General features: G+C 61.1%; 14 protein-coding genes. 2 read left to right on the forward strand and 12 right to left on the reverse strand.

Annotation, left to right across the window (positions count from 1 at the left end):
- Positions 1 to 295: 295 nt before the first annotated feature.
- The 8 genes from BLT55_RS15540 to BLT55_RS15575 all read right to left on the reverse strand — a co-directional run bounded on the left by BLT55_RS15540 (position 296) and on the right by BLT55_RS15575 (position 8052).
- Complete coding sequence (locus tag BLT55_RS15540) at positions 296 to 1492, reverse strand: ABC transporter substrate-binding protein (protein ID WP_055001021.1); 1197 nt, start codon at positions 1490 to 1492, stop codon at positions 296 to 298.
- Positions 1489 to 2493 (reverse strand): CobW family GTP-binding protein, encoded by a 1005-nt coding sequence (locus tag BLT55_RS15545; protein WP_055001022.1) that lies wholly within the window; start codon positions 2491 to 2493, stop codon positions 1489 to 1491. Before BLT55_RS15545 ends, BLT55_RS15540 begins: the two co-directional genes overlap by 4 nt.
- Positions 2490 to 2789 carry a hypothetical protein gene (locus tag BLT55_RS15550; protein WP_003405362.1) on the reverse strand — a complete coding sequence of 100 codons (300 nt, stop codon included), beginning with the start codon at positions 2787 to 2789 and terminating at the stop codon, positions 2490 to 2492. Before BLT55_RS15550 ends, BLT55_RS15545 begins: the two co-directional genes overlap by 4 nt.
- A 22-nt stretch (positions 2790 to 2811) precedes the next feature.
- Complete coding sequence (locus tag BLT55_RS15555; RefSeq protein WP_055001023.1) at positions 2812 to 3561, reverse strand: SDR family NAD(P)-dependent oxidoreductase; 750 nt, start codon at positions 3559 to 3561, stop codon at positions 2812 to 2814.
- A gap of 30 nt (positions 3562 to 3591) precedes the next feature.
- Complete coding sequence (locus BLT55_RS15560; RefSeq protein WP_055001024.1) at positions 3592 to 4353, reverse strand: SDR family NAD(P)-dependent oxidoreductase; 762 nt, start codon at positions 4351 to 4353, stop codon at positions 3592 to 3594.
- A 10-nt stretch (positions 4354 to 4363) separates the two neighbouring features.
- Positions 4364 to 5704 (reverse strand): MFS transporter, encoded by a 1341-nt coding sequence (locus BLT55_RS15565; protein WP_055001025.1) that lies wholly within the window; start codon positions 5702 to 5704, stop codon positions 4364 to 4366.
- Positions 5705 to 5731: 27 nt separating this feature from the next.
- Positions 5732 to 6613, reverse strand: coding sequence for a polysaccharide deacetylase family protein (locus BLT55_RS15570; RefSeq protein WP_002554892.1), 882 nt, complete (start codon positions 6611 to 6613; stop codon positions 5732 to 5734).
- A 68-nt stretch (positions 6614 to 6681) separates the two neighbouring features.
- Positions 6682 to 8052: an amidase gene (locus tag BLT55_RS15575; RefSeq protein ID WP_055001026.1), complete on the reverse strand. Its 1371-nt coding sequence runs from the start codon at positions 8050 to 8052 to the stop codon at positions 6682 to 6684.
- A 346-nt stretch (positions 8053 to 8398) separates the two neighbouring features.
- Here BLT55_RS15575 and BLT55_RS15580 point away from each other — a divergent pair, with 346 nt between their 5' ends.
- Positions 8399 to 9391 (forward strand): GntR family transcriptional regulator, encoded by a 993-nt coding sequence (locus tag BLT55_RS15580; RefSeq protein ID WP_055001027.1) that lies wholly within the window; start codon positions 8399 to 8401, stop codon positions 9389 to 9391.
- A 443-nt stretch (positions 9392 to 9834) separates the two neighbouring features.
- Here the strand turns inward: BLT55_RS15580 and BLT55_RS15590 are convergent, their stop codons facing one another.
- Genes BLT55_RS15590 through BLT55_RS15605 form a run of 4 tightly spaced genes read right to left on the reverse strand, consistent with a single transcriptional unit; the run spans position 9835 to position 14149 of the window.
- A complete protein-coding gene (locus tag BLT55_RS15590; RefSeq protein WP_055001943.1) occupies positions 9835 to 10257 on the reverse strand; it encodes a group I truncated hemoglobin in 423 nt (140 codons plus the stop codon).
- Positions 10257 to 11120 (reverse strand): DUF3034 family protein, encoded by an 864-nt coding sequence (locus BLT55_RS15595; protein ID WP_055001942.1) that lies wholly within the window; start codon positions 11118 to 11120, stop codon positions 10257 to 10259. Before BLT55_RS15595 ends, BLT55_RS15590 begins: the two co-directional genes overlap by 1 nt.
- A gap of 3 nt (positions 11121 to 11123) precedes the next feature.
- The gene (locus BLT55_RS15600) at positions 11124 to 13478 is read right to left on the reverse strand and encodes a putative bifunctional diguanylate cyclase/phosphodiesterase (protein WP_055001941.1); all 2355 of its coding nucleotides are present in this window, start codon (positions 13476 to 13478) and stop codon (positions 11124 to 11126) included.
- A complete protein-coding gene (locus BLT55_RS15605) occupies positions 13475 to 14149 on the reverse strand; it encodes a methylamine utilization protein (RefSeq protein WP_055001944.1) in 675 nt (224 codons plus the stop codon). Before BLT55_RS15605 ends, BLT55_RS15600 begins: the two co-directional genes overlap by 4 nt.
- Before the next feature lie 179 nt (positions 14150 to 14328).
- On the opposite strand from BLT55_RS15605, the gene lon reads away from it, so the two are divergent.
- On the forward strand, positions 14329 to 16746 hold the full coding sequence (gene lon / locus BLT55_RS15610) for an endopeptidase La (RefSeq protein WP_055001940.1): 2418 nt from the start codon (positions 14329 to 14331) through the stop codon (positions 16744 to 16746).
- Positions 16747 to 16938: the final 192 nt, after the last annotated feature.

Raw genomic sequence — 16938 nt, forward strand, 5'->3', positions numbered from 1 at the left:
TCCTCCTGAGGAAAGGTCAGAAGGTGTAAACCTTATTCAGGACGGGACAGGTAAATGAAAGGCGGCTATCGAGAGGTAGCCGCTTTTTTTTATCGCCATTGAAGCCTTGACCTAGGTTACGCCTGCTAGCGGGCACGACCGCAGATTTGTGACGCAGAGCGTCACGAAATGCATGCCCACGCGGAGCGTTGGCACGATAGGGTTCAGACGATAATCGTTCCACACGCTCCCGCGTGGGAACGCAGTTCTGGACGCTCTGCGTCCGCTCTTGAGGGGCCTCGATCAGTGCGAATGACTAGCGCGCCTTGGCGCTGCTCTTGCCACTGGCGCGCAGGATGTCGCTCCAGCGGCGGACGAGGTAGTTGTGTTCGTTCATGACCGAGTTCCACACGGCGATGTGGCCCATGCGCTCTTCGTAGGAGCCGCCGTCGCGGAGTTCTCCGGCATCGATCAGGGGCAGGCCGTCGCTGCCGAGCAGTTGTTCGCGGGCAGGCAGGCCGGCGTACCAGTAATCCCATTCGGCCGCGCTCAGATGGTCGCGGCTGCGCGCCGGGTTGCCGATGTAGTAGCCCTGCCGCGCCATCACCGCACCCGGCCAGCCGGACAGCCACCAGTTGAGATACGCATAGGCGGCATCCAGCACCGGACCTCTGGCGTGGCGTGACAACGACAGCCCGCCGAACCAGCCGCGATAGCCCTCTTTGGGCACCGCCACACGGTATTTCACGCCCGCGCGGTGCAGCCTGACCAGCGTCGGCGACCACAGGCTTTGTATGTCGATGGTCGGGCTGAGCATCAGTTCGGCGGCTTCTTCGTCGTCCGACCAGAACGCACCGAAATGCCCCTGCTGCTGTTTGCGCACCAGTACGTCGGCCAGCAGGTCGATCTCTTCGATGCTCATGTTGCCGATGTCCTTGAAGGTCGCCAGTCCCGCGCCCTGCACCGCCAGAGCGGCATCCAGCGCACCGATGGCGGCATCGCTTTGCAACGCGATACGCCCGCCCCAGGCCGGGTCCAGCAGCCAGCCCCAGCTTTCATCGGCCGAGCTCAGACCGTCCGGCAAGCGCTCGGGGCGATAGGCGAAACTGTCGGCATTATGAGTCAGCGGCAGCATGCTGATGCGCTCGGTCACAGTGCTGCCCAGACTGCCATCGTGCTGCACGAACAAACGCTCGCTGGGCACACTGCCGCTACCGGGTTGATCGGAAGGCCGCAGCCGCCCCCGTTTCGGCAAGTCATTGATTTCATGCCACAGCGCGATCCGCCGGGTATCGATGGGCTGGATCGCCCGCGCCGGCCAGACGAAATCAACGTTATGAAACCACTGGTCGTAAAGGTCATAACTGTCTGGCTGCATGACCGCAATGCGTTGCGCGGTCTGCACGTCGTGAATCTGGTAGACCAGCTTGATGCCCAGTTCCTGCTCGGCCCGCTCGCGCAGGGATTCAAGCAAAGTCACCGAGGTGCCGAGTACGCGCAAGGTGATGGTCATGCCGCGGACTCGCCAGGCGGCGCGAAGCTGCTGGAAAACACCTCGAACGAGCGGTGCAGCAAGTCCGGGTCCAGGCCGCGCAGGATGAACACCAGCCGCGACGTGCGATCTTCACCCGGCCAGGCCGCGAGATGCACTGGCGCATGCAGGCAATGCTGTACGCCATGAATCACGATGGGGGCCTGGTTGTCGTTCACGTTGAGCAGTCCTTTGACACGGAGGATTCGTTCGCCGTGGCATCTTAGCAGCATCGACAGCCACACCCCGAAACCGACCCAGTCCAGCGGGCGGTCGAAGCTCAGGCAGCAGACCTGCGCGTCACCGTGACGTGCTGAGGTCGACTCGACACGGTGCAGTTGCCAGCGTGTTACCTCGGCAGCCGGTTCGGCACTGCGCACGCCCTCCCCGAGCAGCAACTGATCACCGCTGTGAACCTGCGCCGTGTCCAGCAGCGGCGCAGAAAAATTCAGTGCTTGCAGACGCTGCCGCAGTGCGTCGAGCGCGGGCGCCTCCACCAGATCGGTTTTGCTCAGCAGCAGCCTGTCCGCCGCCGCGACCTGAGCCAGCCATTCCGGGTGCAACCGCTCCTGCAACCCGGCGTGACAGGCGTCCACCAGCGTGACGATCAGGCCGATGTGAAAACGCCCGCGCAACTGCGGATCGTTGCTCAACGTGGTGAGGATAGGTGCCGGATCGGCCAGCCCGGTGGTCTCCAGAATCACCCGCCGAAACGCGGGTATTTCCCCGCGATTGCGGCGCTCGAGCAGGCTGAGCAATGCATCTTTCAATTCGCCGCGAACGGTGCAGCAGACACAGCCGCTGGGCAGCAGCACGGCGTCCGGCGCGACCTCTTCGACCAGCAGGTGGTCAATGCCGACATCGCCGAATTCGTTGATCAGCAGCGCCGTGTCGCCCATGTTTTCATCGGCCAGCAGGCGCTTGAGCAAGGTGGTCTTGCCGCTGCCGAGGAAGCCGGTAATCACATTCAGGGCAATGCTCATGATGACCTCTGCAGATGGTCAAGCAGACCCGAATCCAGCGGGTCCAGCGGCCGGCCGATCAACAATTCGGCCTTCTGCCAAAGCTGTTCCAGTCCAGTCGCCAGTTCCTGCTTGCCGGTGGCACCGAGCAGCAAGTAGGACACGCCCTGAAAGTCCTCGACCTTGAGGCGAAACGGCGCCACCACCTTATTGATCGCAGCGATACGCCGCAAACGCTCACGCCGCCGGGGCAGCTCGGCAGCCAGCGGATCGCTCCAGTGCACGTCTTCGCCCAACAGGCCGCACAGTCCACACATCAGTGGTGCTCCAGCAGGTTGCTCATGGCATGACATCGCCGGAATTGGGGCCCAGCGTCTGACCGACAAACAGGTTGCCTCCCGGCTCACTGGCCAATAGCACCGCCACAGGCGCGACTTCTTCGGCCAGACCGAAACGGCCCAGCGGCAGCTCGGCAGCCTTGGCGATTTTCCAGGCGCTGCTGATGCCCGCCACCAGCGGTGTTTCGATAGGACCGGGCGCGATGGCGTTGACCAGCACGTTATCTTTGGCAACTTCCAGCGCCAGCGATTTGCTGAAGCCAATGACACCCGCTTTGGCGGCCGCGTAATGGGTCAGTTCGGCACCGCCTTTGATACCCAATTGCGACGCGACATTGATGATACGGCCCCAGCGCTGGGCAATCATGTGCGGCAAAGCGCGCTGGCTGGCGACGAACACGCTGGTCAGATCGACGCGCAACATGTCGTTCCACATCTCGATGCTCAGGTCGACGCAGCGGGCCTGGGTGAGCATGCCCGCGTTGTTGACCAGAATATCGATGCCGCCGAAATGCTCGACACAGGCATCGACGCTGGCCTGCGCACCCTCGACACTGCCGACGTCAGCCACACATTCATGCACCTGCGCGCCGAGCTGGCGGCAGTGTTCGGCGACTTTTGCCAGGCTGGCCGGATCACGATCGCCCAGCACCAGATGCGCGCCCTCAACCGCGTAGGCGCGGGCGATGGCCGCGCCTATGCCGCTGCCTGCACCGGTGATCACCGCGCGTTTTTGTTTGAGTTGTTGCATGGATCGACTCCTTGGTCAGGTTTGCGCGTTTTACTCCGGCCAGCGCACGGTCAGGCCGCCGTCAATCACGATGCTTTGCCCGGTCAGGTAGCTGGCTTCATCGCTGCACAGAAAGCGCACCAGCGCCGCAACCTCATCTGCCCGCCCGACACGGCCCAGCGGAATGGCTTTGGCTGCTTGTGCAAGGCCTTCCGGCCCCAGCGAGTTTTGCCTGTCCAGCGACTGCGGCGTCTCGATCAGGCCGGGAATCGCGGCGTTGCAGCGGATGCCTTTCGGTGCCAGCTCGACTGCCAGCGAACGACACAACCCCGGTACGCCAGCCTTGGCTGCCGCATAGTGGGAATGGTCCTGCCAGCCGTAGACACCGCCGGCAATCGAGGAAATCGCCACCAGCGCGCCGCCCTCGCCCATGTGCCGAACCGCCGCACGGAACGTGCGCATGACGCCGGTCAGGTCCACGTCGAGCATCTCGTTCCAGCGCTGGTCCGTCATTTCCAGCAGCGGCGCACGACGCAGCAGCCCGGCATTGGCCACTGCGTAGTCGATACGGCCAAACGTCTTGACCGCCTGCGCGGCCAGATCGTCGACGGATTCTGTGAAGGTCACATCCAGCGGCAGCATCAGACATTCGCCGCCCGCTTCCTCGACCAACAGACGGGTTCGCTCAGGATCATGCGGGTCAGCCGGGTAATACCCGCCTGCCACCGCAACCCCCTGGCGGGCGAAGGCCACTGCCAGCGCCTGACCGATGCCGCTGGCGGCACCGGTGACCACTGCAACTTTACGAATCATGGGCTGCTCCTTATTTAACGGTTTCAGGTCGCACGTGTTTAGCGGCGAACATCAGCGCGCCCGACAGGAAGCAAGGCACGGCGCCGAAGTACAGCGCCGAGGTCTGCCAGTCGCCACCGGCACTCAATACCGAGGTGGCACCGAAGCCCGCCACGACAGCGCCGAGCGGCCCCATGGCGTGGATGATTGCGCCACCGGTTGCACGAATGCTGGTCGGAAAGCTTTCACTGATGAAGAACAGCGCCGCCGAGTAAGGTCCGATCAGGAAGAACAGCCCCAAGCTATAAAGCCCGACCACCATCGCCATATTGCTTGGCCCGTACAACATGCCCGCAAAAGCCAGGCCGCCAAGCATCCAGCCCAGGCCGATCACGTTGCGCCGGCCGATACGGTCGCCCATCCAGCCGTGAGACAGGTAGCCGCAATAACCCACCAGGTTGGACAGCACCAGAATGATCAGCGAGTTTTCAAAAGAGATGTGGTGAACGCTGACGATCACCGTCGTGCCCAGCACACTGAACACTTGAATCGCCGCCCAGTTGAGCAGGATTGCCGCACCGATCACCAACGTGGCGCGGCGCGAAGAACCCCGGAAGGCCGCACCAATCCCCGCTTTGCTGTGCTCGTCATAATCGACACCGTACGTTTGCGCCACAGCCTGCGCCTGACTGACGTCGCCTTTTTTGCGCAGTTGAGTGATGCGCTGATGAATCTGGAACTGCGGGCTCTCCTTGAGCTTGCGCGCCAGGATCGCGATGACAATGGCCGGGATCGCCGCAAAAACGAAGCAGCCCTGCCAGCCGATGATCGGCAGCAACACCGCCGTCAGGCCAGCCGCGATCAGTGCGCCGACCGGCCAGCCGCCCTGCACCAGGCTGTAGATGAAGCCACGGCGTTTGGCCAGTCGCGGGTCATCCGAGGCGGCGTAGATTTCGCTGAGGTAGGTCGCGTTGACCGTCTCTTCCGCATACCCCAGACCGCCCAGCGAACGAATCAGGATCAGCGGCGATTTGCCCCATGACCCACCAATGGCCGTGAGCGCCGAGCAGATTGCCGAACCGCTCACGGTAAAAATGATACCCACGCGCCGTCCCAGGCGATCTACCAACGGACCGATGGCCAGTGCCACCACCGCCGTGCCGACCGCGACCCACGTCGCGATTTCGGCCTGTTCGACCTCACTCCAGCTGAAATGCCGACCGATTTCCGGTAGCAGCGTACCAAACAGAATGAAGTCATATACCGCAAACACCCACGCGAAAAACGCAATCCATGTGGCGAACCGTACTTGCTCCGGAGTCAGTTGCTCAGGTTTCCAGCCGGTCAGGTCGAGCTTATTGTAAATGGACATGAGTGACGCCTCGGACAGGGCAATGAATCAGCGGGTACGGGGATTGCGACGCACGAAGTCGTCGGCAATCTCGTCGAACGTGACGAACTTGACGCCAGCATGGCTTTGAATGTGCTCGATCAAGCGCTCCAGCATCAGCAGCACTTGCGGGCGACCAGACACGTCCGGGTGAATGGTCATGGTGAAAACGGCGTGTTCGTGCTCGCGATAGACCCAGTCGAACTGGTCGCGCCACATCTCTTCCAGATGCCGGGGGTTGACGAAACCGTGGCTGTTCGGCGCTTTCTTGATGAACATCATTGGCGGCAGGTCGTCGAGGTACCAGTTGGCGGGAATTTCCACCAGATCAGTTTCTTCGCCACGCACCAGCGGTTTCATCCAGGTATCCGGATGCTGGCTGTAATCGATCTTGGTCCACTTGTCGCCGACGCGCACGTAGTACGGATGAAAGTCGTTGTGCATCAGGCTGTGGTCGTACTTGATGCCTTTCTTGAGCAGCAGCTCGTTGGTGACGTTGCTGAATTCCCACCACGGCGCGACATAGCCGGTCGGGCGCTTGCCGGTCATTTGCGTGATCAGGTCGATGGATTTGTCGAGCACGATCTCTTCCTGCTCGGGGGTCATGGCAATCGGGTTTTCATGGCTGTAACCATGCACGCCGATTTCATGCCCGGCGTCAGCCACGGCTTTCATCTGCTCGGGAAAAGTTTCCATCGAGTGGCCCGGAATGAACCAGGTGGTACGCAGGCCATAGCGTTCGAACAGCTTGAGCAGACGCGGCGCCCCGACTTCACCGGCGAACAGCCCGCGAGAAATGTCGTCCGGCGAGTCCTCGCCGCCATACGAGCCGAGCCAGCCTGCGACGGCATCGACATCCACCCCAAACGCACACAGAATTTCTTTGGCCATTTTGCTTCTCCCACTGGTTTATCAGAGCGGCAGCGCGGTGTTCAGCACGCGTGCCGGTTTGCTGTTGTTCAGGATTTGAGCAGCGACTCCACGGCCAGGGCCGCTCGCAGCAGACGTGCGTCCTCCCCCGCTGGCGCGCTGATCAGCAAGCCAGTGGGCAGGCCTGCGGCATCGACTCCGCTGGGCAATGAAACGCCGGGCATGTTCAGCAGGCTGCCGGGCATGGTCAGGCGCAGCGTTGCGAGGTTGGTCTGGATGAACAGCTCGTCATCGGCCAGCAATGGCGCAAGTGGCGGAGCGACATGAGCGACACTGGGCGTCAACAGCAGCGCGCCATCGAGTTCGAGGGTCAGTTGCTCTTGTAACGTTTCGCGAGCGCTGTAGAGGTTGACTAGCAGGCTGGCAGGCATCGACCGCGCCGCTTCCAGACGCTTGCGTACCCGAGGGTCGAGCTGGTTGGCAGCGTCGCTGTCGAGCAGCGGCTGGTGCAGGGCAAACGCCTCGGCCGCACCCAGCCAGCCGTGGTGCTGGATCAATTGCAAGGTGGCCTGAAATGCCTGACACGGACGCAACTCGACAAGCGCGCCGCCCGCACGTAACGCCTCAACGGCGCGCAACAGATTTTCGCGAACCGCAGGCGCCACGCGCTCGTCCTCCAGCACGGCCTGATCGACCAGAAAACGCTGCCCGGCGAGACTGCGCGGCAGCAGCGAGGTCGGTTTGCTGCGCGCACACAGCAAGTCATCGATCACCAGCGCATCGCGCACGCTGCGGGTCAACGGGCCGACACTGTCGAGGGTCAGCGCCAGCGGGAACACACCGTCACGGCTGTAGCGGCGGCTGGTACTGCGAAAGCCGACCAGCCCGTTGAACGCTGCCGGAATGCGGATCGATCCGGCGGTGTCGGTGCCCATCGCAATCGGCACGATGCCCGACGCGACCGCCACGGCCGAGCCCGACGAAGACCCACCCGGGATACGCGGTACGGCGTCGCTCAGCGGGTTGACCGGCGTGCCGAAATGCGGATTCAGTCCCAACCCAGAGTAGGCGAATTCACTGAGATTGGTCTTGCCCAGGCTGATCATGCCAGCGCGCGCCAGCAGCCCGACGCTCGGCGCGTCCAGCAAGGCGGGCGAAAGAGTGTGACGCAGCGCAGCACCTGCGGTAGTGACGCAGCCAGCGACGTCGAACAGGTCTTTCCAGGCAATCGGCACGCCGTCGAAAGGACTCAATGGCTGCCCGTGCTTCCAGCGTACTGCCGAGGCTTCGGCTTCACGGCGCGCACGCTCGACGCTCATGGAGATGAACACATGGTCGACCTGCGTCGCCTGCTGCAACGCCTGATCCAGCACGCGCACAGGATCACTGCGGCCCTGTGCAAAGTCATCAGCCATTGCGCAGGCATCACGGGTGACACTGTGACTCCCGGTATCGATCATGAACGTCACGCCTCTAAAAATGTACTTATTACTAAAATGTACATTTAACAAAGGCAGATTCCATGCCAATCTTCACCGAGCGACGTCGCACACCAGTCGCCGATCAGGCCCGCCGAGCTGGAACCAGCGTGCTAGAACTCTTTTCGCAAAAAAGCAGTTTCAGTTCGGCGGCAGTTTTCAAGAGAAACGAATCGTCATAAAGAAATAATGTATCTTTTATAAAAGATACATTTAAGTGCAAAAAAGTAACGGTGGCCCCATGAGTGAGCATCTGGACGTAGCCCAAGGTGACAGCCGTGCATCTGTGCGAGAATCGTCCGTCAGCCGTCACATGTGTAAGAAACCCATGTCAGAAGAGGATCCGCGCACCGCGTCGCGCTACGCCATGATCCGTGAGGTATTGCGTAACGCGATACTTTCCGGTGCGGCTGCCAATGGACTGGTGTTGCTCGAAGCACCCTTGGCGGAATTGTTCGGCACCAGCCGCGTGCCGGTGCGCAAAGCGCTCAATTTGCTGCATGAAGAAGGCCTGATCAGTCGTTTCGACGGCCGCGGTTATCTGGTCAATCCGGAGTCTCGTGAGGTCGAACCGCTGCGCCTGAGCCTCAGCCACACGCAATTCGGCCTGGACAGCAGTGAAGAACTGGTCGACACCCGTCCGCTGGGCGAACGTATCCATGACGAGATTGGCGCGGCGCTGTCGGCGTGCATTGCGTTTGGTCATTATCGGCTGGATGAACAGAGCGCCGCGCAGCACTACGGTGTCAGCCGTGCGGTGGTCCGTGAGGCGCTGATGCGTCTGCGCGATCGAGGGCTGGTGGAAAAGGAGCCTTACTCACAATGGCTGGCCGGGCCGCTGACCGCTCGGGAAATCACCGAAGATTACGAGCTGCGCGCCTGTCTGGAGCCGGAAGCCTTGCGCCTGACAGCCCCGACGTTGAGCCGTGACACCCTTGAAGCGATGCTGGCCAGAGTCGTCCACGCACAAAGCGCCGAGCGATGCAGCCTGGAAGACATCGAGCGCCTTGAGGACGACCTGCATCAGCAGTGCCTGGCGGGCCTGCAAAACCGCAAGATTGCGACGCTGATCAGCCAGGCGCAGAGCCCGATGATCATCAACCGGATTTTCTACCGCTTGCTGGACATCGGCGCAGACGAAGCAATGCTTGCCGAACACCGGCTGATCATTGAGTTACTGCTGCACGGCGCGTTCGACGCCGCCGCTCTCAACCTCAAGGAACACCTGCAACGCGCCCGACAACGCATGCTCCAGCGCCTGAAGGTACTGTCGGTGTTGCCGGAGCAGGAAGTGCCGGGGTATCTGACGCGGTTGAGTTGAGCTGCGCCTGAAACCACCAAGCCTTTCGCCAGCAGCCGCGCGAAGCCGTAAGTACCTGAAGAATCGCTCTCGTGCACACGCTCCGCTTCGCACAGCGGTTCTGCGATGTCAGTGATTTCTGTTTCCGGCTCAGGTCACCTTTGCGCCTTTACGGCGCCCTACTTTGAGGGACCAAAGTAGGCAATTTCCGGCCCGACTTCGTCGGGTTCCTTCGCCCTGACACTGATCCGGGGGTCGCTGCAACGGGCCATCCATGGCCCGGTGCTGCTTGCTCGGCGTCCTGCCTCGCATCCCCCGGATCAGTGTCAGGACTCAGCCGTCACTTACGTCGCACTCTGCGTTGTCAGTGCCATCGCGATGAAAGAGCGCTTTCGTTTACATGCAGTGACTACGTGCAAGACATGACGTTGTTCAGCAGCATAGATTTGACGCAGCGCGTCATTTCACTTGCCAATCACTTCACCCCGCATCGGCGCCAGTCGGGCGATGAGGCGGTTTTGTACGGGGACGGGGATGTGCTCGGCGTCCATCGAGGCGATCAGGTTTTCGACCAGTGCGTTGAAGTCGCTGGGCGTCAGGTTCTGGCCTTTGTGGGATTCAGCCATGCTGTCGCCGGTGTAGCGACATGGCCCGCCGGTTTCGACGCAGAGCTTCTCGACCAGTCTGTCGCGCAGCAGCACAATGTTGACCCGTTTGAAGCGGGCAACGATGCGCTCGTCCCTGGCAACATTGATCAGCATGCCTTCGACGATGCGCTGAATACCGGCGCGCTGGCCGAGGTCCTGATAAAGACTGTCGTCTTTCACGGGTTGCTGCGCACAACCGGCCAGCACCGTCAGCATCAGGCAAATAAACAAACGCCTCATCAGAAGCTCCCCTGTACAGACAGATAGGTGCCGTTCTGGTTATCCAGCGTGGCGATTTCACCCAGACGCGCGTAGGCCAACACCACGGACAGGTGCTTGTTGGGGAAATACCCGACGAACAGGTCCGCCCAGTCGCTTTCGCCCGCGAACGAAAGGTTGTCCGGCTTCTCGCGATACTCGACGCCGAGCGCCCAGCGCGGGTTGAACAGGACCGCTACCGATCCCTCTTTGAGCACGCTGCGGCGGTCGCGCCGGTCACCGCCGAAACCGAGCAGGCCGGTTTCGTTGGCGCGGCTGTAACGCACTCCACCGTTGACCACCACGTTGTAGCCAAATGCAGCGCCCATGAACAACCGGCTGGCCGTCAGGTAGCCTTCGACGTCCGAATCACGTTGCGCACCGACCAGGCTGGGGATTAGAAAATCATTCTGATGCTTGTACTGCACACCCAGCGACACCTGCGGCAGGCTGTCGTAGATCAGGTCGCCGAACAGCCGCAGTTTGACGCCGAACACGTCCTGGCTGAGGTTATCGTCCGGCAGGCTGAGCCGGTGCTGCAAGGTGCTGATATCAAAACGCTGGTGAGCATAGGACAGGTCGAGGCGGTTGCCGTAAGCGAACGCCAGGCCCGCCACGTCCAGGTTGTAATCCGGCAGATTGACATGCGTGGCGAAGGCGGTTGCGCCCCACTCGCCCTGCTCGCTGTAGCCGGTGATCACCGCCCATGGCGTGATGCCGCCGCCAGCGCTGCCTTCGATGCTGGTGGCGCCTCCCGTGGCGATCAAGCGACCGTTGTCAGCCAGCACAAGCGGTGCGAAAGCGCCCAGAACACAGCCCAACAGCAACGGAATTTTATAGGACATGACTTAGTTCACCCTAAGGCCGGGTGACACCTGAGACTTGGCAATCCATGCTTCAAAGGCGGCCGCCGGCAGCGGACGGCTGATCAGGTAACCCTGTGCCGTGTCGCAATGCCAGCGCCGGAGCAGGTCCAGGCTGTGTTGATATTCAACGCCTTCGGCCACGACTTTGAGCCCCAGGTTGTGGCTCATTTCGATGGTCGAACGCACGATCACGGCGTCTTCACTGGTTTCATCCAGATCGCGCACGAAAGACTGGTCGATTTTCAGTTCCTGCACGGGCAGTCGCTTCAAGTGCGCCAATGACGAATAGCCAGTGCCGAAGTCATCGATCGACAAGCTGATGCCGCAGTCGCGCAGGCGATGCAGAACGATCAGCGCCTTTTCCGGCTCGCTCATGACGGCGCTTTCGGTGATTTCGAACACCAACTGCTCGGCAGGCACGCCGTATTGTTTGATCAAGCGCATGACATACCCGGCCAGGTCACCGCTCAACAAGTCATCGGCAGAGATGTTGACCGACACCTGCAACACCAGCCCACGCTGGCGCCAGTCGGCCAACTGCCGAAACGCTTCTTCGATAACCCAGTCGGTCAGCAGATGAATGCTGCCGGTGCGCTCGGCCAGCACGATGAATTCAGCCGGCGAGACGTTGCCGAACCGTGGGTGAACCCAGCGTAGCAAGGCTTCGGCCTGCCGCACATAGCCTTGGCGGATATCCAGCTTGGGCTGGTAATGCAGCGTCAGCTCGCCGTTCTGCGGTGCCTTGCGCAGGTCACGAATCAGACAGATCTGGCGCTGGTGGGCAAGGTCACGACCGTCTTGATAGATCTGCAGACGGCCAGGCAGGAAGGTCGCGTCTTTGCGGGCAATCGCGGCACGACTGACCAGCTCGTGAGCAGAGCCACCGTGTTCCGGGTACACCGTGATGCCGACACAGCATTCAAGCGCCAGATCCAGATTGTCGATGCGCGGCAACCCGGCGAGCGAACGTTGCACGGCGTCGCCCATGCCCACGGCGCCGTCGCTGGTGGTGTTGTCCAGCAGTAGCAGAAACTCGGTGGCGGCCAGCCGGGCAACTGTATCACCAGCACGCAGAATGCCTTGCAGGCGTTGCCCGACCTGAAGCAACAACGGCTCCACCCCCTCGGCACCCGCGCTTTCACTGATCGCCGCGAGATTGCTGATACCCAGGTACAGCAGCGCAACCGGACGCTCGGCAGCAATCGCGCTGCCCAGACGCTCCATGACCAGCGCCCGGTTGGGCAGGCCGGTCAGATTGTCATGCAGCGCGTTATGCGCAAGCTGGCTCTCGCGCACGGCGATGCCATGCTGCATGGTGTTGATGGCATCAGCGAGCATGCCCAGCTCATCGTCGCGGGCCATGTTGACCGGGGTTTCATAATCACCGTCGCCGATGCGCTTGGCGGCAATCGCCAGAGCCCGCACCGGTAACGAAACGCTGCGCGCCAGTGCCAGCGTGCCGATCAAGGACGCCAGCAAGGCGGCCATGGAAATCCAGAAAATCTTTTCATCCAGCGGCGCAAAGGCTTGAAAGGCCTTGTCCAGCGGGCTTTGCAACAGCGCTATCACTTGCCCGTCGCCGGCATTGCCGGTGTTGGCCAGCATCAGGGTCTGACTGAGGAATTTCTGGTTGGCCTGTTCGGTGACGCGCATCTGACCGCCGGAGGAGTTTCTCATCAGCTCGACCAGTCCTGCATGCATCGCGGGCGACTGGGTGCTGATCAAGTTGCCGGGCTCACCGTTTTCCACCGTGAGAAAAGACACTTCCAGGCCGCTGAGCGAGCGCAGTTCTTCGGCAATATTGCTGTCGATGGCGAACCCCATGACCACCCGACCGATCGGCAACGGTGCCAGCACGGTACTTTCCACCAGCAAATGCGGTGTTCCGCCACCGGGAATGATCAATACGGACTGCCCGGCGCGTTTGGCATTGCGCAGCGCCTGGTCGTAGATGAATCTGGAGCCCTCTGGCACGTCGGGAATGGTGCTGGCAATCACCACACCGTCCATGCCCAGCAGGAACATGTCACTGGCATTGATCCGCTTGCCGTGGTTAAGCAGTACCGAGCGAATCGTCGATGCGTCAGAGCTGGCCACCGCATCGCGAAAACCGAAGTCGGCAGACAGCAACTGCACGCCGTCACGCAAGCGCTTGCCACGCAGATCGATCAGACGCTCAAACACCCGGCTACCCACTTCCAGTTGCGCCTGCGCCTGGGTACGCACGGCATCGCCGGTCGCGAACTTGACCGCCAGAAACACTGCGCCCACGACGATCAGCAACAGGGCAATCAGAACCCCGGCGATACGCGCCTGAAAGCTGATTTTAAGCTTCATTCATGGGCGGCCTTGTGAAAGGCGTCACCAAAACCGCTGGACTCCGGCCTGGCAGGTTTGTCCTCCGCTTTCGCCTCGACCTCCAGCTTGAAGCGCTGAACAAGGCCTGCAGCGGGCACCTCGAATTCGCCACCCGACACCGGCTGCATATTTTCAAGCTGTGGGTGCCAGAGGGTGGCGGCATAGTGCCCGGCGGGGATCTGATCGAGCTTCAGCAGGCCTTTGCTGTCCGTAACGCCGAACCATGGCTCGTCGGTCACGTAGATATAACCCACCATCCAGTCATGAATGTTGCAACCGAGAACCACGACGCCAGGCTTGTCGAACAGCAACGGTTCCGACGGGGTGCCTTCATAAAGACGCAATTCAAAGCGTTTGGCCGGAGAAAACGAATACACCTGATGGCGAATGTTGTCGCTGTTGGGGAACTTGACCTGCGTACCGGTGTGCACCGCCAGCACGTAGGGCGAAAACTCCTGGTCGCGCTGATCCATCGACGCCTGAAGCACAGCGGGCGCAGCACCAGCTGGCCCTTTGAGCGTTACCACTGCATCAGCGAGAGGCTTGCCCTGGCTGTCGAGCATTTGTGCAGTAAAGGTCGCGGCCGATGCTGTGGTGGCCGATGCTATCCATAATCCGGCCAGCAATGCCGAAAAAAATACGTTGGTCATACCTGATTCAACCCATAGCGGCAGGGCCGCAATTAAATAAGCCAGCGCCATTCAGGTGCTGACTGCCTCCGTGCCACGAAAACGGTTTTATTGTCGCTTTACAGACTATCGACCAAGACTATTGAAACCTGAGGGTAGCTGCCCCATCTAAGAGCCATGTTCAACTTCTCAGGTGCCCCATGAGCGACCAGCAGACAGCCTCGCCAGATTTGCCCAATGACGCAGACGAGCACGACGTGTCTCTGAGTTCCGACAGCACCTCGCTTGCCCTGCCCGGCCAGAACCTGCCGGACAAGGTGTACATCATCCCGATTCACAACCGCCCGTTCTTCCCTGCGCAAGTGTTGCCGGTGATCGTCAACGAAGAGCCGTGGGCCGAGACCCTGGAGCTGGTCAGCAAGTCCGAGCATCACTCGCTGGCGCTGTTCTTCATGGACACGCCACAGGAAGATCCACGCCACTTCGATACGGCGGCGCTTCCCGAGTATGGCACTTTGGTCAAGGTTCACCACGCCAGCCGCGAAAATGGTCGCTTGCAGTTCGTGGCTCAGGGCCTGAGCCGCGTGCGTATCCGCACCTGGCTCAAGCACCATCGCCCGCCGTATCTGGTTGAAGTCGAATATCCGCAGCAGCCTAACGAGCCGACCGACGAGGTGAAGGCGTACGGCATGGCGCTGATCAATGCGATCAAGGAACTGCTGCCGCTTAACCCGTTGTACAGCGAAGAGCTAAAGAATTACCTCAATCGCTTCAGCCCCAACGACCCCTCACCGCTGACCGACTTCGCCGCGGCACTGACCTCCGCCACCGGCGTTGAGCTGCAACAGGTGCTCGACTGCGTGCCGATGCTCAAGCGCATGGAAAAAGTCCTGCCGATGCTGCGCAAGGAAGTCGAAGTTGCACGCTTGCAGAAAGAGATTTCCGCCGAGGTGAACCGCAAGATCGGCGAGCATCAGCGCCAGTTCTTCCTCAAGGAACAGCTCAAAGTCATTCAGCAAGAGCTGGGGTTGAGCAAAGACGACCGCAGCGCCGATATCGAACAATTCGAGCAGCGCCTTGAAGGCAAGACCTTGCCGCCACAGGCGCGCAAGAAGTTCGACGAGGAAATCGGCAAGCTCAAGGTGCTGGAAACCGGCTCGCCTGAATACGCCGTGACGCGTAATTACCTGGACTGGACCAGTTCGTTGCCGTGGGGCGTCTACGGTGCGGACAAACTGGACCTCAAGCACGCCCGCAAAGTGCTCGATCAGCACCACGCCGGGCTGGATGACATCAAGGCGCGGATTCTCGAATTCCTTGCCGTGGGCGCCTACAAGGGCGAGATCAGCGGCTCGATAGTCTTGCTGGTCGGCCCGCCCGGCGTGGGCAAGACCAGCGTCGGACGCTCGATTGCCGAATCACTGGGTCGGCCGTTCTATCGCCTGAGCGTCGGCGGCATGCGCGACGAAGCCGAGATCAAGGGCCATCGCCGTACTTATATCGGTGCCCAGCCGGGCAAGCTGGTGCAGGCGCTGAAAGACGTCGAAGTCATGAACCCGGTCATTATGCTCGATGAAATCGACAAGATGGGTCAGAGCTATCAGGGCGACCCGGCGTCGGCGCTGCTGGAAACCCTGGACCCGGAACAGAACGTCGAATTCCTCGATCATTATCTGGACCTGCGTCTGGACCTGTCGAAAGTGCTGTTCGTGTGCACCGCCAACACCCTGGATTCGATCCCCGGCCCGTTGCTCGACCGGATGGAAGTGATTCGCCTGTCGGGCTATATCACCGAAGAGAAACTGGCGATTGCCAAGCGCCACTTGTGGCCCAAGCAGCTGGCAAAAGCCGGCGTTGCGAAAAACAAGCTGAGCATCAGCGACACCGCCTTGCGCGCCGTGATCGAAGGCTATGCGCGCGAAGCCGGCGTGCGGCATCTGGAAAAACAGCTCGGCAAACTGGTGCGTAAAGCGGTCGTCAAACTGCTGGACGCGCCTGATTCGGTGATCAAGATAGGGCCGAAAGACCTCGAAGCGTCGCTGGGCATGCCGGTGTTCCGCAGTGAACAGGTGCTGTCGGGAGTGGGTGTCATCACCGGTCTGGCCTGGACCAGCATGGGCGGCGCAACCTTGCCGATCGAGGCAACGCGTATTCACACCCTGAACCGAGGCTTCAAACTGACCGGGCAACTGGGCGATGTGATGAAAGAGTCGGCAGAAATCGCCTATAGCTACGTCAGTGCCAATCTGTCGAAGTTTGGTGGCGACGCGAAGTTTTTCGACGAGGCCTTTGTGCACGTTCACGTTCCCGAGGGCGCAACCCCGAAAGATGGACCGAGCGCAGGCGTGACCATGGCCAGCGCCCTGCTGTCGCTGGCGCGCAATCAAGCGCCGAAGAAAGGTGTGGCCATGACCGGAGAACTGACCCTGACCGGCCATGTACTGCCCATCGGTGGCGTGCGCGAAAAAGTCATTGCGGCGCGCCGACAGAAAATCCACGAACTGATCCTGCCGGAACCGAACCGGGGCAATTTCGAGGAGTTGCCGGATTACCTCAAGGAAGGCATCACCGTGCACTTCGCCAAGCGCTTTGCCGATGTGGTGAAGGTGTTGTTTTAAAGGTTGATGCGGGGACAAGTCTCACACTGACGCTCGTTCCCGCGCTCTGGTGTTATTCACAAATCTAACTGACTATCGTGCCGATGCTCCGCGTCGGCACGCAGTTCTGGATGCTCTGCGTCCGATCCTGAGCGCGATACCTGTCGTACTCCCCCACAAAACCCTGATCGGTTATCCTTCGGCCTCGTCTCG

The organism is Pseudomonas cannabina, assembly GCF_900100365.1.
Taxonomy (GTDB): Bacteria; Pseudomonadota; Gammaproteobacteria; order Pseudomonadales; family Pseudomonadaceae; genus Aquipseudomonas; species Aquipseudomonas cannabina.

What these genes read in the sequence shown, in the direction of transcription:
- BLT55_RS15540 (WP_055001021.1), bottom strand. Translation starts at nt 1,492, where the DNA reads ATGACCATCACCTTGCGCGTACTCGGCACCTCGGTGACTTTGCTTGAA.
- BLT55_RS15545 (WP_055001022.1), bottom strand. Translation starts at nt 2,493, where the DNA reads ATGAGCATTGCCCTGAATGTGATTACCGGCTTCCTCGGCAGCGGCAAG.
- BLT55_RS15550 (WP_003405362.1), bottom strand. Translation starts at nt 2,789, where the DNA reads ATGTGTGGACTGTGCGGCCTGTTGGGCGAAGACGTGCACTGGAGCGAT.
- BLT55_RS15555 (WP_055001023.1), bottom strand. Translation starts at nt 3,561, where the DNA reads ATGCAACAACTCAAACAAAAACGCGCGGTGATCACCGGTGCAGGCAGC.
- BLT55_RS15560 (WP_055001024.1), bottom strand. Translation starts at nt 4,353, where the DNA reads ATGATTCGTAAAGTTGCAGTGGTCACCGGTGCCGCCAGCGGCATCGGT.
- BLT55_RS15565 (WP_055001025.1), bottom strand. Translation starts at nt 5,704, where the DNA reads ATGTCCATTTACAATAAGCTCGACCTGACCGGCTGGAAACCTGAGCAA.
- BLT55_RS15570 (WP_002554892.1), bottom strand. Translation starts at nt 6,613, where the DNA reads ATGGCCAAAGAAATTCTGTGTGCGTTTGGGGTGGATGTCGATGCCGTC.
- BLT55_RS15575 (WP_055001026.1), bottom strand. Translation starts at nt 8,052, where the DNA reads ATGATCGATACCGGGAGTCACAGTGTCACCCGTGATGCCTGCGCAATG.
- BLT55_RS15580 (WP_055001027.1), top strand. Translation starts at nt 8,399, where the DNA reads ATGTCAGAAGAGGATCCGCGCACCGCGTCGCGCTACGCCATGATCCGT.
- BLT55_RS15590 (WP_055001943.1), bottom strand. Translation starts at nt 10,257, where the DNA reads ATGAGGCGTTTGTTTATTTGCCTGATGCTGACGGTGCTGGCCGGTTGT.
- BLT55_RS15595 (WP_055001942.1), bottom strand. Translation starts at nt 11,120, where the DNA reads ATGTCCTATAAAATTCCGTTGCTGTTGGGCTGTGTTCTGGGCGCTTTC.
- BLT55_RS15600 (WP_055001941.1), bottom strand. Translation starts at nt 13,478, where the DNA reads ATGAAGCTTAAAATCAGCTTTCAGGCGCGTATCGCCGGGGTTCTGATT.
- BLT55_RS15605 (WP_055001944.1), bottom strand. Translation starts at nt 14,149, where the DNA reads ATGACCAACGTATTTTTTTCGGCATTGCTGGCCGGATTATGGATAGCA.
- lon (WP_055001940.1), top strand. Translation starts at nt 14,329, where the DNA reads ATGAGCGACCAGCAGACAGCCTCGCCAGATTTGCCCAATGACGCAGAC.